This window comes from Rhizobium viscosum, from assembly GCF_014873945.1.
Lineage (GTDB): Bacteria > Pseudomonadota > Alphaproteobacteria > Rhizobiales > Rhizobiaceae > Rhizobium > Rhizobium viscosum.
The window spans coordinates 1,357,927-1,371,113 of the sequence record NZ_JADBEC010000002.1; the positions used below are offsets into that span (position 1 = coordinate 1,357,927).

A 13,187-nucleotide genomic window follows, 5' to 3' on the forward strand; every position below is an offset into this window, starting at 1 on the left:
CCAACTTTCTGTTTTCGTATTCAGACCATTTTCCACGCTTTTCAGTCGGCGCGGGGATTCTGCGCTTCCTGGCGGCCTTGTGGCAGTCGATTCCGGGCTCGAAAAGCCGGGCGTCGGCGGGCGCAGCATATTACAGCTTGGCCATCGTGTTCTTCGGGTTGGTGCTGGCTGCGGTGCCGGCGCCGGTGTATGCCGACGAAGGCTACTCCTGTTCCTTCGATTTTACGGTGCCTAAAGCCCTGCAGGCATATAATATCGATACTTACCAGGGCGGCGATTGCGACAACCTGCGTCTAGGACTTTTTGAGAACTTCGGCTTGTTTGTTTCTGAGCAGACGCCGTTCGCCGCCAATGGCGCGAGACCGTTACGTGCCGCAAGCGGAAATTGGTACACGTTCACGCAGATAAACGGGCGCTACCAATTCAGCCTCACTGATCAGGTTGCGGAAGGTATCGATACGTTCTACCTCCATTATTATAACGGCGACGGCGAGGGCGAGGGAGAGAACGCACCTACCACGGTCGGTACCTTCACCCTTCATCTGACCGCTCCCCCAATTCCCCCGGTGCCGACCGTCACGGCCATTTCGCCCAGCAGCGGAAGGATCGGCGGCGGCGCTTCGGTCACGATATCAGGGGCGGGATTCGGTGCGGTACCAGATAACGGCGCGGTCAAGTTCGGTAATGCCACTGCCGAATACACAGTCGTCAGTGATAGCCAGATCACCGCGACCTCACCGGCAGCCAATGGCGAGGGGACGGTCGCGGTCACCGTGACGACGGCGGGCGGCACCAGTCCGGAAAGCAACAACGCGGCATTCACCTATGTGGCCGCCCCCGTCATCACGGGCCTCTCCACCTCAGAGGGGCCGACCTCCGGCAATTTCACGGTCAAGATCCTTGGCAGCGGTTTTTCCAACGTGGCACAAGTGCTGTTCGGTTCAAATGCGGCCCTATTCGAAGTTAATGGTGACGGGGAGATTCACGCATACGCACCGTCCCATGACGCGGGCACCGTCTATATCACCCTCAGGGGGCTTAACGGCACCAGCGCTGCAAACGATGCCAGCAAGTTCACCTATAAGGCGCCAGCGTCAAGCGACGCGACGCTTTCCAGCCTGGCTTTCCCCAACGTGTCACTCAGCCCGACTTTCAGCTCCGGCACCGAGGTCTATCGGGCGACGGTACCCAACAGCCAGTTCATGACCACCGCCATCCCGACCGCGACCGACCCCGACGCCCGTGTCGAGGTCAACGGTCAGCCGGTCCTGGCAGGGTCCAGTTCCAACGCAATCAATCTTGAGCCCGGGGAAAACACGGTTATCGTGAAGGTCACGGCTCCCGACGAAACGACGACGAAAACCTACACCGTTATCATCACCCGCCAGGAGCCGGACGCGCAGCAGCTCAGCCTTCTACCTGCCGATGGCACGTCATTTCCGCTTCAGGTGGGGCAGTATTTCCAACAGATGCTGGTTCCGAGCGGCGGGGTGGGGATTTATGCATTCGGGCTCGATCCCAACGGCGACGATCTGCCACCCGGAATTCATCTGTCGTCCGACGGCATGTTTTCCGGCAGTCCGACTGCAGCCGGCGACAGCTACGTCAGGATCGTGCTCGTGGACAACAACGGCGAGAACAGGGTTACCAACACATATCACTTCTCGGTTTCGGAAGCGCCGGAGCAGAGCCTGACGCTTGCGCCATCGGATGGCACGACTATCCATGCCACGAAGGGGGTGTTTTTCAGGCAGGCCTTCATCGCCTCGGGCGGCAGCGGCTCCTATCACTACTTTGTCACGGGCGCGGTGCCGCAGGGCTTGATGATCGAAGAAAACGGGACGATTTCGGGAACGCCAACGCTGACTGGGACTTACTATCTCAGCTACAGGGTCATGGACGCCGCCGACCCCTCGCTTTCCGTTGAAGCCAAATATACGCTGATCATCGACACGGCCTCATCGACATCCTTTACTTTCAGCCCGGCAAGCGGCTCGCGTCTGACCGCGGGCATGGCGGGCGAGGAATACGATGCCAGCATTACCGCGACTGGCGGCTCGGGCGAACTGACATATCGCCTGGAAAGCGGTGACCTGCCTGATGGCCTGTCGCTCGACGCTTCCACAGGTGAGTTGAAGGGGACCGTGGATGAAGGTGCCGATATCCGGGACTATACGTTCACGATCAGCGCTACCGACAGTAATGACCAGACGGGAAGCGCGACCTATACGCTTACCATCAAGACACGAACCGTCACCGCTGCCGACAAGGTGGTCAGCGTTTCCGCTGGATCGTCGCCGCTCAACGTCAACCTCGTGAAGGGTGCGACGGGCGGTCCCTTCGTGAATGCCGAGATGACCTATGTCGAGCCGGCCAATGCCGGAACGGTAGCCATCGTCAACGGCGAGTTCGCCCAGTCCAACGGCCCGACGGCGATCGGCTGGTACCTGAAGTTCACGCCGAACAGCTCCTATCAGGGCGAAGTGCGGGTGGGCTACCGGCTGACGAGCGCGCTCGGCGTCTCCAATACCGGCACTGTCACCTATATGCTGGCCGCCGATGCGGCCAAGGTGGCCGAGGATATCGATCATCTCGTGCATGGCTTCGTGCAGAGCCGTCAGAACCTGATTGCCAACAGCGTCCATGTGCCGGGCCTGATGGAACGGCGGCAGATGGCGAATGCCACCGATCCGGTCACGGCGCGCATGATGCCGTCGGACCAGGGGATGACCGTCAGCTTCTCCACCAGCCTGGCGCAGATCGAGGCCGCGCGCGACAATGCGGATGGCCTTGGTGGCGGCAATGCGGAACTGTCGCCGTTCAATATCTGGATCGACGGCACGTTCCTGGCCCATAGCCGCGACGAGAACGACGGCAAGTGGGGCGCCTTCGCCATGATCTCCGCCGGCGCCGATTACCTTCTCACCGACAAGGCGCTGGTCGGCCTTTCCGTTCACTACGACCGGATGACCGACCCGACGGAAGAGGATGCCGAACTGACCGGCAATGGCTGGCTTGCCGGCCCCTATGCCTCGCTGGAAATCGGCAAGGGCGTGTTCTGGGATACGAGCCTGCTCTACGGCGGTTCGGCCAACGATATCGACACGGCCTTCTGGGACGGCAATTTCGATACGTCGCGCTGGCTGTTCGACACCTCGGTCTCCGGCCGGTGGAACCTCGATGCGGTGACCACGATCCAGCCGAAGCTCAGGGCGATCTACCTGTCGGAAAAGGTCGATGACTACATCGTCGAAAATGACGGCGGCGACGTGATCGGCCTCGACGGCTTCACCGAGGAGCAGCTGCGCGTCAGCATCGGCGCGGAGATCGCCCGCGTATCGACGCTGGAAAACGACATGACGCTGACGCGCAAGTTCGGCGGCACAGTCGGCTACTCGGCAGTGGACGGCAGCGGCATGTTCGGCTCCGTCACGGCCGGGCTGTCGCTGCAGATGGCGGACGGCTGGTCGATCGATGGCGGGCTGCTGTTCAACATCGAAGGCGACGGCGACAAATCCGTCGGCGGCAAGGTGGGCGTCAGCGGGCGGATGTAGGCGAGTGGTCACGGCCGGCGTTGAAGTGATGCCGGCCGTGTTGATGGGGTGAGGCTGTTCCGCTTATGGGATGTGCTGTCACTTTCCATTTAATTTGGTTCATCCTCAATCTCTGTGATTCAGCGGCATCATTCTCGCCCTCATCAGCTCTGGGTCGGCGCGACCGTATATTGCTCGCTTCAGCATCTTGAGGTTAATCCGCCCTTCGGTTTGACCGTTGCTCCACGGGAGTTCGATTGCATTTTTGACGGCATCAATATCCCGGCGCAAAATGCTGGCGAAACGCATGATTGCCGTTAGCTCGGTGTCTATGGCCTCGTCGATCCATTCATCCAGTGCCAGCGAGCACCTGCTGCGCAAGATGCCGTTGAAGCGCATGGCCAAGCCACGCACGATGGCGAACGCTCGAGAGCCCTGCTTCAATGCATTGACCTTTCTGGCCTGACGATCTGGCAGCAGGCCGCGCGGTTTTATGCACAAAGCTGCAGCCACCACAGACGAGATCATATGGCCGGTTTCGGGATCGCGGGCGGGTTCTGAAACATTCACATCCGGAGGCGGTTCGTCGGGTTGAATGTTTTCGGCTTCACGCCACACCTTCAACAGGCGCTCCAGATTGCAGCGGCTGCCCGTGTAGCCGCGGTTCTTGATATCGTAAAACAGATGGCGCCCAATGCAGTTTCCATTCTTCCAGCATTCGGCCAGAAAAGCTTCAAAATAGAGTGGCGATGTCGGATTCAGCGCTGCCGGTTTCTGTCTCGAGGTGCATCGGAAGTAAGCCAATTCGAGATGCTGCGGCGCTCGTATCCGGCCGCCTTCCAATCTCGCTGTAAGTGAGGCCCTGCTGGCGCAAAGCTTGAAGCGTGTCGAATATTTCCTGACGGGATTGTCTGTGCGCCAAGCGGGCTCGGCGGTGTTGTGCCGTAGCGCTGGCGATAGCATCTTCGGAGAGAATGGGTCTCACATGCGCGCGACCATAAACGCTCATCTGTTCCTTGATTACCTCCCTCAGATTTTGGACCAGATGAAAACGGTCAGCCACCTGGCGGGCCTGCGGTGCGCCCTCCCCGGCTGCCTGGGCATACAAACCACAGCGATCTCGGCTAACGACCTCGATGGTCGGACGTTCTTGCAACCATGCTTTTGCGCTCTCGACGCTGCGGTCGTCCAAAACATCGACGACCGATTGGCGCTCGGGATCGACCATGATCGTGCCGTACCGTGAGGAATGCCGCCAGCTCCAATCATCAATGCCCACAACCCGAACATTGTCTTTTTGCATGGACACCGGATTACCGCGCTTCAATTGCCGCGAGATCGTGTCGTCGCTGACCGGCATGCCGAGCCGATGCATCAAGTTCTCTCCCGGACGACAGGGGATCCATACATTTCCAGCGCTTGCTTGTACCAGTCCAGATCCGACACCACTGTGGAGATGTCCGCCGTCGTTAAGCCTCAAACCAACAAACCGGCACGCACGCCGTTGACAGGAACCTAAATGAGGATCGTTGACGACGAAGAAATGTCGCCATCCTCCGCCTTGAAGGGATCTGAACCTGCCGCCCGTTAGCCAGCTAAATCTACGGTGCTGAAATTACGAGATAAAGTCCTTGATCAATCGACAGTGAGAAGTCGGTGGCTCAACAGGTCTGGAAGTGCTGTCACCCTTGAATACCGAATACAAAGCCTCTTCCAAGCCTTCGCAGGCGCGCCAGATCAGCTTTGCAACCTGCAAATTCTTAAAATCCATCGCGACGTCATCGCGCAAAGGGGCAGTTGCGTCGCAAACGTGCTGGAGAAGCGTCCAGCCTTCTGCCTGCTGCAACAGGTCCATCGCTTCAGGCACAAAGCGCGAATAGTCAGGGACCGCGCCAGCGGAACACATCTGCGCCAGGGCGACAAGTTTATCGGCCCTCAATTCATCACGCCGAGCCGCGCTTTGTCGAAACTCTTCGGAGAACATCGAGTTTACAATTCCACTGAATACCGCCGCAAAGGCTTCAGCGGCGGAAAATGCATTGGATGCTTCAGGGAAACCCGTGTACGGGCGAAGCGTGTCGCGCAAGTCTTGCACACGGTCTCGTGCAGGCGGATGCGTCGTAAAGCTCACGCTCGCGGACGTCACCGTTTCTTCGTAACGCTCCCATTCACGGTGCGAAAGAAGGGCAAATTCCCAGCCTGCATATTGATCGAGAACTGATGACCATCTCGAGGGCCCGGCCGTTTTCCAATTGCGAGGAACAGCGCAAGTCGATCAGCCGACAATTCCTCTCGCCAGTCCGCGGAAAGTCCCTCCAAGCCGACTTGTAGCTCGTTGAGAAAAGCGTCAGAACCTGGCGGCACATCAGCCAGAAGCCCGTGTGAGAACTCGTGGCAGATCAAAAAGATCTCGGCTTCCATGGCCAGCATTCCGGCACGACTGCCTGATGCTCATCAATCTCAAAATCTTGAAACACGGTGGAGCTCCGTGTCGCCGAGTACCAAAGAACGCTCGGTTCATCCGCAGAACCGACTCGTCGTACGGGACAGTAACGTCGGGCCCGTGTTGACCTGGCACTTGCCCATCTGAGAATGGTGCTGACCGCGCCGCAAGAAGCCTTGTGATCTTGTCTAGAAAGGTGGGCATGCCAATGCTGACATTGACCTGATAGGGGACGCTCGACAGGTTAATTGATGCGAGGTCAGAACCTTCCGGCGATACTTCAAGGCGGAAAAACCTGTCGATCGACCTCCCGAAGCATTGATGGGTTCGCCGAAGGGCCTCCTTCCACGCCCCCGTGACCATGCCACGGGCGAGCTTGTCCGGGGGGAGCTTTCGTTTGCTATTGCGCGCACGCTCAATCCTTGTTGCAACCCACGAGAGTGAGTCCGTTTCCTGTCGTCTCTTAATTCGCCCTGCTGAAGCTCGGGTCACTTGTCGATCGCCTTACGCTTCAGTTTGACCTTGATCCCGGCATGGCCACCTACTTCAAAACTTCCAATCAATGAGACTTTGCCTTTCGCATCGATCGAAAGGCTTAGCTCGATTTCATCCACCTGAAACGGTTGCGTTTCCGGCGGCGGGGCCAGCAATCGGTTCCCGAACTTGTCGATCAGCTCGATCATATTCTCTTCGACCTGAGCACTGTCGAGTGAGACATGGGCGGTTTGCGCTACTGCGCTGCTGCCTGGTAGAGCACGGCGCACTCTCTCCTCGGCGATGACGTCGATATTGCCAGACATTTCCATTTCCTTGAGTAGTTTGGTCGCTGGTCCCCTACATCGCCATCAGCAATCCGCTGTCATTGATATTTTCCTGGGTGCCCTTTGGTCTCATCGAGGATCGCATCCTTTTGATAACAACCTGTATGTCTTCCGGCACGCCCATGCGAACCAGCTCCAGCCTGGACTTCTCATCCATCATCCGGAGGCCATTAGAGGCAAGGTCTCCATCCAGGACCTTGGAAGTTTCCGACGTCGCTCGCAGAAAGGTCTCGATACCATTTTTGGTGATCCACCGTGGTGATGCACACTCCATACCGATGCGCCCCAGCATATCTTCGGAGATCCACATGCCGCCACCGTCCCTGCCGAACTTGATGCTCAGCGGGTGGCTCGCCTCTTCAGGATCGAAACGACCTTCGAAGCCAAGTTCTGCGACAATTTCCTCGAGAGTGATCATGTCCACGACAATCATGATCACGATCTCTCCACGTACAAATGCCCATAAGCCCCTGCGGCAATCCGGGACCGCACGTCGATTGCCTCTTCTCGCCGCAGCACACGCGGGCTCACCATCCACCGGAGGACATCGTGAATACTGCAAATCTTCAAATCGCGACTGAACAAAAGCGACAGCCGAAGAATGCCTCGATCCGGCCTATTCTCCCCGACATCATCGACAGCGTTGCTCCATAGGCCGCGATAAGCTCAGTCTACGTCGAGGAGCCTTGTCATACCCACTTGCTGCAACTGCAAGTCACGATGACCACGACCCTCCAGATACGCAGCGACTGCTGGCCGGTCGACCTTCCGGCCGCATCTTTGGAACAAGGAATGCTGAGCGAAGTTCAGAAGATTGTGGTCATCGCCCAGCGTCACTGCTTGAGTGCGGCCTGGGACCGTCGATCCGGGGAGGAAACAAATGGCCCCGAGCCAAGAAGAGATTTCGAATCGTATGCTCACGGCGCTCGATCGGCGCGACTTCGAGCTGATCGCCCCCCATCTGGAGCTCGTCGATCTTCCCGCGCGATTCAGGATCGCCGAGCCGCAGAAAAAGCTGGAATACGTCTATTTCCCCGAAAGCGGCATCGGCGCGGTCATGACAGTTTCTCCCACAGGTCAGACCGCACAGGCAGGCATGTTCGGTTGGGAGGGATTTGTGCCTACGGCCACCATCATCGGCGATGATTTTGTTCCGTACCTAATCGACATCAATATCGGCGGGACCGGTTACCGCGTTCCCATTGAGGCGATGGGCGAGGCGACCACGCGAAGCTCAAGTTTTCAGGTGCCTCTCATCAAATATATGCATGTCTTCGCTACCCAGCTCGCCTATACGGCACTTGCCAATGTGCGCTACCTGCTGGAACAGCGACTGGCGCGCTGGATCTTGATGTGCCACGACCGCCTTCGTACCGATGAGATGGCCATAACCCATGACTACATCGCCTTGATGCTTGGCGCGCGGCGACCGGGTGTCACGACCTCGCTTCACGTCCTTGAAGGCCACCATCTGATCCGCTCTCTGAGAGGCTCTATCGTCATTGTCGACAGAGCGGGCCTGGAGGCATTTGCTGCTGGCTCTTATGGGGTTCCAGAGCAGGAATATGAACGGCTGATCGGAGACCGGCAGAGGCAATCGTCAGCGAGCGCGTTTGGGTAATCGAATCCGACTGCGCAACGCTCGCAATTGCCAACGAGGGCGAAAACGCCCATATGTGAGCTCATAGAAGGAGCCTCTGAGAAGGGAGCTGGACTGTCAGATCTCGAGATCGTTGATGCGGCCGGCACACTTGCGGTTACCCTCAAGGACACGCTCCTGTGTGGCTGACGCTGCTTGTCCTGCTGTTCAAACCCGCCACCGGCAATATCGCGATGAAGCAATCGCCTTTGGTCGGTTGAAAAAATGGTCTCCAGCAGAAATCACGCACCTGCCGGGGAACAAATCGGCATCGCCACGATTGCACCTCGAGCTGATGGGGACACGTCGACGAAAATGAAGCGAGGTTTCGAGAGGTCACAAGTATGCCAAGGCGAAGTTTGCCAACGACGGCGCTGACGCTCGCGGCGGTTGCCGTCGTCGCGCTCGCGTATGGACGGCGAGGCGCTGATCCATGGCAACGGGGGCAAACGGGTGCAGCACTGGCCGACGGTGATGAACGTGGCCGCCAGGCACAGGTACCAGAGGCAATCCCGGTCCGCGGGCTGCGCGATGTCTTCTGGCGCCTCGTCGAAGAGGTCAGCGACGACCGGGTGATGCTGGTTGCGGCGGGCGTCACTTTCTACCTGCTTCTTGCGATGTTTCCGGCGCTTGCCGCCTTGGTCTCCCTCTACGGGCTTGTTGCCGATCCGTCGACGATTGCCGATCATCTGCGCAAGCTCGCAATCATGCTGCCGCCAGGTGCCTTCGACATCGTCGCCGACCAAATCCGGGCGCTTGCCAGCCGCCGGGACGAAAGCCTGGGGATCACGTTCTTCGTCGGCCTCGCCGTGGCACTCTGGAGCACCCATAGCGGCACGCTCGCCCTTTTCGATGCAATGAACGTCGCCTACGAAGAAAGCGAGAAACGCGGAATTGTCCGCCTCAATCTCATAGCTCTTGCCTTTACGGTTTGCGCTATCATGGCTGCGATCGCAATCGTTGCGCTGGTTGCTGCAATACCGCTTCTTCTGTCCTACATCTGGCTCGACGGGTTGCAGGAGAGGCTTGCCCTTGTCGGCCGCTGGCCGGTACTTCTCATCGTCGTCACATGCGCTGTGACGACGATCTATCGGTTCGCACCGAGCCGCGAACCCGCCAAATTACGCTGGCTGACCTGGGGTACGGCTCTGACGACGCTCGCCTGGTGCGCGATGTCGTTGGGATTTGCCTTCTATCTGGATCATTTCGCCAATTATAACGCGACCTATGGTGCGCTCGGCGCACTGATCGGTTTCCTCGTCTGGATTTGGCTCTCCGTCACCATCCTGATCGTCGGCGCCGAACTCAATAGCGAGCTCGAGCATCAGACGGCGAGGGATACAACGACCGGGTCGCCGCGCCCAATGGGTGCGCGGGGCGCCTATGTTGCCGATACGCTCGGCCGCCCGATCGAGTAGGCAAGACATCCCCACACCTCATCTTGGACAGGGGAACGACGTGATCGAGGATCGATGATGCGCATCCGGTGCGGCGACCACGATCCATGCCACTTGTGCATGGTTTGCTATCAACCATATCGTTCCGAGTACAAAACCTACAGGCTCTTCAAAGGACCTCGCCACCCGCCGGTTCGCCATCCCAGTTCGATCTCGCTGCCGCGAAAAATCGAGATGCATATCGTTCCGGTCGTCGCGATAGCTGCGATGATGTGCACGTCGGACCTTGGTCCGTATGGTCGAGGTTGGGAGACAGATGTCACGCCAGCGGCACTGTTTTGAACTGAACGGCGAGATTCACGCCAGACGGCGTCTTTGCGAGTTCATTGCCTCCGGTGGCCGGGTAATGACCACTGATAACCCACAGGATGGCTGGTGCGAGACGACAGCCGAAACCATGCTACGCGAACGGCAGCGCATCAAATTCCTCGAGCGGTTGCGTGACAGTCTCTATCCTGGTTTTGCCGCGATCGACTATTGTTGGCTGCCGCCTCCAGAGGGGGCAGCCGGTGCTGCCGCCCCACTGCTGCCCGTCGGCGCAACCGGTGCTGCCGGGGCAGGAGCGGACTTCGGCTCCGCCTGATTGGTGGTCGCGGTCGTTTGCGGGTCGGCCCGCGGGGTCGCATAGTTGTAGTATGCAAAACCGGCGACGGCGATGAGTACGATCACAATGATCACACCCCACGGCGGACGGCGGGGGCGGCCGACCGGTGGCGTTCGCGGATCCCGGCCGGGGTCGCCGACGGGGTCGTTCGGTGTAAATACCATGATGCATCCTCCGTTGTTGCAAAAAAAGCAACCTGAGCGCTAGTTGAACGAGCGGGTGATAGCGGCGGCATAAATCCCAGCCAACCGGATACGATCCTCGGCGGCAGCAGCATATGCCCGCTCGACGCGGCGCTCAAACTGCCGTGATCGCGCAGCAGTCGGGCGTCCGTCCGGCAAACTGCACCTGACGCGCATGCGCGCCCCAATCCTCGATTGGTACTGCGCCAGTGTCAGGCCGGCCTTCATCAAAAACGTTCGGATATCTGGGCGCCTCTCGGCGACGATCGCGATACAGAATGCTCTTATCAGCCTCGATTTGGCAACGGGCAGCTCGATCTCATCGATCAGGTCGTTGCCAACATCGTCTTCCCGCGCGAAACGGAGGAAATCGTCGATAAGATCCTGCGCTCTTTCAAGTTCGTCGAGATCTTCATGGCTTTGCGATATAAGATGACTGTCGCGGCTGATGATCAGGCGCATTGTGATCTCCTTCGCACAGAAAACGCCGCTGAAAACTAATAGTTCACCGCCGGCCCAAATCTCAGTAGTCGCGCTTCATGGCTCGGAAACAACCCGTCTATGCAACAGCCCTGTTGCTGCCTGAGACGCCGGCCGGAGGATCATGCCAAGCGTGCAATCAGCGTTGCGAGGTCTTTCGGCATATCGTCATGCCCAAGGCTACTTGTTTAGATCCTTGGCCATTTGCAAATGGTGCTCCAGTGCCGGGCGTGTTTTTGCCGCCCAGGCCTTGAGATCAGCATTCTCGCCTTCCTCGCCGTAGCGTTTGAAGAGGTCGACGGCGTCTTCATGGACGTCCTGCTGATCGGCATGGTACTTCTTGACGAAGTCGTCGCCCTGAAGCTTTTTCAAATCATCGAGCATGCTCTGATGCGATGAGGACATGGCGGTCGGCACGGTTGCCTGGATCTTGCCGCTGGAGATCAAACCCTTCAGTTCCTCTGACGTCTTCTGGTGGTCCGTCACCATCTGCTGTGCGAATGCCTTCGTGTGATCATCGGCGCGCTCGAGCGCAAGTCTGCTGGATTCAATCTCGAACATGTCGCTGCTGGCGGCCTCCAGCACAAAATCCGCTGTCTTCGGTGCGACGCCCATGACCGAGTTGACACCGGTTTTTTCCGCCGCCGATTGAGCAAAGACGGATGAGACGGCAGCCACGAGGATGATTGAAGCGTAGATAACCGTTTTCATGAGGACCTCCTTTGGATCGAGATGCAAACCTGCAGCGCAGCTTCTTGTTCCCTTGTCCCCGGAACAATGTTCGGAAAACGAAGTTCCTTTGTCAGCGATGAAGGAGAGGCTGATGCCGGACAACGATCTTTCAACAAAACCGGTTGACGAAATTGGCGCACAACTCCCGGCCATGACCGATGAAGAGATCTTTGGCGCGATGCGTTGGCTGGAGACGAACAGTGAAAGCGCTGCGGGTTCCGACCGCCAGGAAGTTCTCGCACGCATTGTCCTGATCGAAGAAGAGATCGAACGCCGGTTTCCCGGACAGGTTCTCGCACCCTATCGTGACTGGATGAAAAACCATCCGCTCCTGTGAGAATATCCTACCCGCAAGGCACCAGCTTTGATCGCTCTTAATCAGAGGCCAGCACGATATATTAGTCAATAACGAGTGGCGCTTTCATGATCGCCAATCCAGGCTGATTTTCGTCTACAACACCCCACGCAGCCCTCAGGTCCAAACGCTAAGAGGCATGGATATCGAGAGACCGGGCAGCAGAGTTGGCGGCCCCTTTCGACCAATCGCTGCGGACCGGAGAAGCGCGGCCGAACGTGGCCGCGTCCGCTAGCGTACGGACAGCCGTTCGCGCTCTCAATTCGCACCTGCGCCACGGAACACTCGGTGGGCCAGAACGTTGCACAACCGACTAGAACGGGGACAGGACCTATGCTCAGCAATCGCAACGAATGGATCGCAGCTCGAGCCTATTCTCTTTGGGAACAGGCGGGAAAACCCTTCGGCCAAGACGAAATTCACTGGCAACAGGCCGTGCTCGAACGCAACCTGCTCGAACGGACGCATGCATCCGCCGATGGCCGGGAGATTCTTGAGCGACCGAGGGCTGCACAGGCGACTGGCGCTGAACCCCGTAGCGTCCTGGTTGTCGAGGACGTAGCCCTGCTGCGCTATAACATCGTCGATTTTCTCGATCAGGCGGGATACAGGACACTCGAGGCGGCCAATGCCGACGAGGCGCTCGTATTATTGAAGACCAACTCAGTTGATACGCTTTACACGGACATCGATATGCCCGGCAGCATGGATGGCCTGGGTCTGGTCGCGAAGGTGCGGTCGCAGTGGCCCTCGACACGGGTGATTGTGACCTCGGGGCTGGTCAGGCTGTCGCACAAGGATGTTGAAGCCGGCGTAACATTCGTCTCCAAACCGACTGCCGGCCCGGACCTCTTGAAGCTCATGGCCTAGTCGCCGGCAGCAGCGCGCCCCTGGCAGCGAGAGTGCCAGCCGATATAGAAGCGGAGGCGATGGCGGTGTCG

12 protein-coding genes and 1 pseudogene are annotated in these 13,187 nt (G+C 58.6%); 6 read left to right on the top strand and 7 right to left on the bottom strand.

Annotated elements, in window-relative coordinates:
* Positions 1 to 146: 146 nt before the first annotated feature.
* A complete protein-coding gene (locus H4W29_RS27015; RefSeq protein WP_312872502.1) occupies positions 147 to 3,554 on the top strand; it encodes an IPT/TIG domain-containing protein in 3,408 nt (1,135 codons plus the stop codon).
* Positions 3,555 to 3,659: 105 nt separating this feature from the next.
* Here the strand turns inward: H4W29_RS27015 and H4W29_RS27020 are convergent.
* The 5 genes and pseudogenes from H4W29_RS27020 to H4W29_RS27040 form a co-directional block, all read right to left on the bottom strand.
* Positions 3,660 to 4,968, bottom strand: a pseudogene (locus tag H4W29_RS27020) (ISL3 family transposase); the annotation flags it as partial.
* A gap of 180 nt (positions 4,969 to 5,148) precedes the next feature.
* Positions 5,149 to 5,619, bottom strand: coding sequence for a hypothetical protein (locus tag H4W29_RS27025; protein ID WP_192731890.1), 471 nt, complete (start codon positions 5,617 to 5,619; stop codon positions 5,149 to 5,151).
* A gap of 56 nt (positions 5,620 to 5,675) precedes the next feature.
* Positions 5,676 to 5,954, bottom strand: coding sequence for a hypothetical protein (locus H4W29_RS27030; protein ID WP_192731891.1), 279 nt, complete (start codon positions 5,952 to 5,954; stop codon positions 5,676 to 5,678).
* A gap of 510 nt (positions 5,955 to 6,464) precedes the next feature.
* The gene (locus H4W29_RS27035; RefSeq protein ID WP_192731892.1) at positions 6,465 to 6,776 is read right to left on the bottom strand and encodes a Pepco domain-containing protein; all 312 of its coding nucleotides are present in this window, start codon (positions 6,774 to 6,776) and stop codon (positions 6,465 to 6,467) included.
* Between the two features lie 34 nt (positions 6,777 to 6,810).
* Positions 6,811 to 7,236 carry a hypothetical protein gene (locus H4W29_RS27040; RefSeq protein ID WP_192731893.1) on the bottom strand — a complete coding sequence of 142 codons (426 nt, stop codon included), beginning with the start codon at positions 7,234 to 7,236 and terminating at the stop codon, positions 6,811 to 6,813.
* 441 nt (positions 7,237 to 7,677) lie between these two features.
* Between H4W29_RS27040 and H4W29_RS27045 the strand changes: the two genes are divergently transcribed.
* The 3 genes from H4W29_RS27045 to H4W29_RS27055 all read left to right on the top strand — a co-directional run bounded on the left by H4W29_RS27045 (position 7,678) and on the right by H4W29_RS27055 (position 10,476).
* Positions 7,678 to 8,418 carry a Crp/Fnr family transcriptional regulator gene (locus H4W29_RS27045; RefSeq protein ID WP_192731894.1) on the top strand — a complete coding sequence of 247 codons (741 nt, stop codon included), beginning with the start codon at positions 7,678 to 7,680 and terminating at the stop codon, positions 8,416 to 8,418.
* A 362-nt stretch (positions 8,419 to 8,780) separates the two neighbouring features.
* Entirely contained in the window at positions 8,781 to 9,854 is a 1,074-nt protein-coding gene (locus H4W29_RS27050) for a YihY/virulence factor BrkB family protein (RefSeq protein ID WP_192731895.1), read from the top strand.
* Positions 9,855 to 10,239: 385 nt separating this feature from the next.
* Positions 10,240 to 10,476 carry a hypothetical protein gene (locus H4W29_RS27055; protein ID WP_192731896.1) on the top strand — a complete coding sequence of 79 codons (237 nt, stop codon included), beginning with the start codon at positions 10,240 to 10,242 and terminating at the stop codon, positions 10,474 to 10,476.
* A gap of 224 nt (positions 10,477 to 10,700) precedes the next feature.
* On the opposite strand, the gene H4W29_RS27060 is transcribed toward H4W29_RS27055, so the two are convergent.
* Both H4W29_RS27060 and H4W29_RS27065 read right to left on the bottom strand, forming a co-directional pair.
* The gene (locus H4W29_RS27060; RefSeq protein ID WP_192731897.1) at positions 10,701 to 11,141 is read right to left on the bottom strand and encodes a hypothetical protein; all 441 of its coding nucleotides are present in this window, start codon (positions 11,139 to 11,141) and stop codon (positions 10,701 to 10,703) included.
* 198 nt (positions 11,142 to 11,339) lie between these two features.
* Positions 11,340 to 11,870 carry a DUF4142 domain-containing protein gene (locus H4W29_RS27065; protein WP_192732816.1) on the bottom strand — a complete coding sequence of 177 codons (531 nt, stop codon included), beginning with the start codon at positions 11,868 to 11,870 and terminating at the stop codon, positions 11,340 to 11,342.
* A gap of 112 nt (positions 11,871 to 11,982) precedes the next feature.
* On the opposite strand from H4W29_RS27065, the gene H4W29_RS27070 reads away from it, so the two are divergent.
* Together H4W29_RS27070 and H4W29_RS27075 are read left to right on the top strand one after the other, a co-directional pair.
* Positions 11,983 to 12,228, top strand: coding sequence for a hypothetical protein (locus H4W29_RS27070; RefSeq protein WP_192731898.1), 246 nt, complete (start codon positions 11,983 to 11,985; stop codon positions 12,226 to 12,228).
* Between the two features lie 351 nt (positions 12,229 to 12,579).
* Entirely contained in the window at positions 12,580 to 13,116 is a 537-nt protein-coding gene (locus tag H4W29_RS27075; RefSeq protein WP_192731899.1) for a response regulator, read from the top strand.
* Positions 13,117 to 13,187 lie beyond the last annotated feature (71 nt).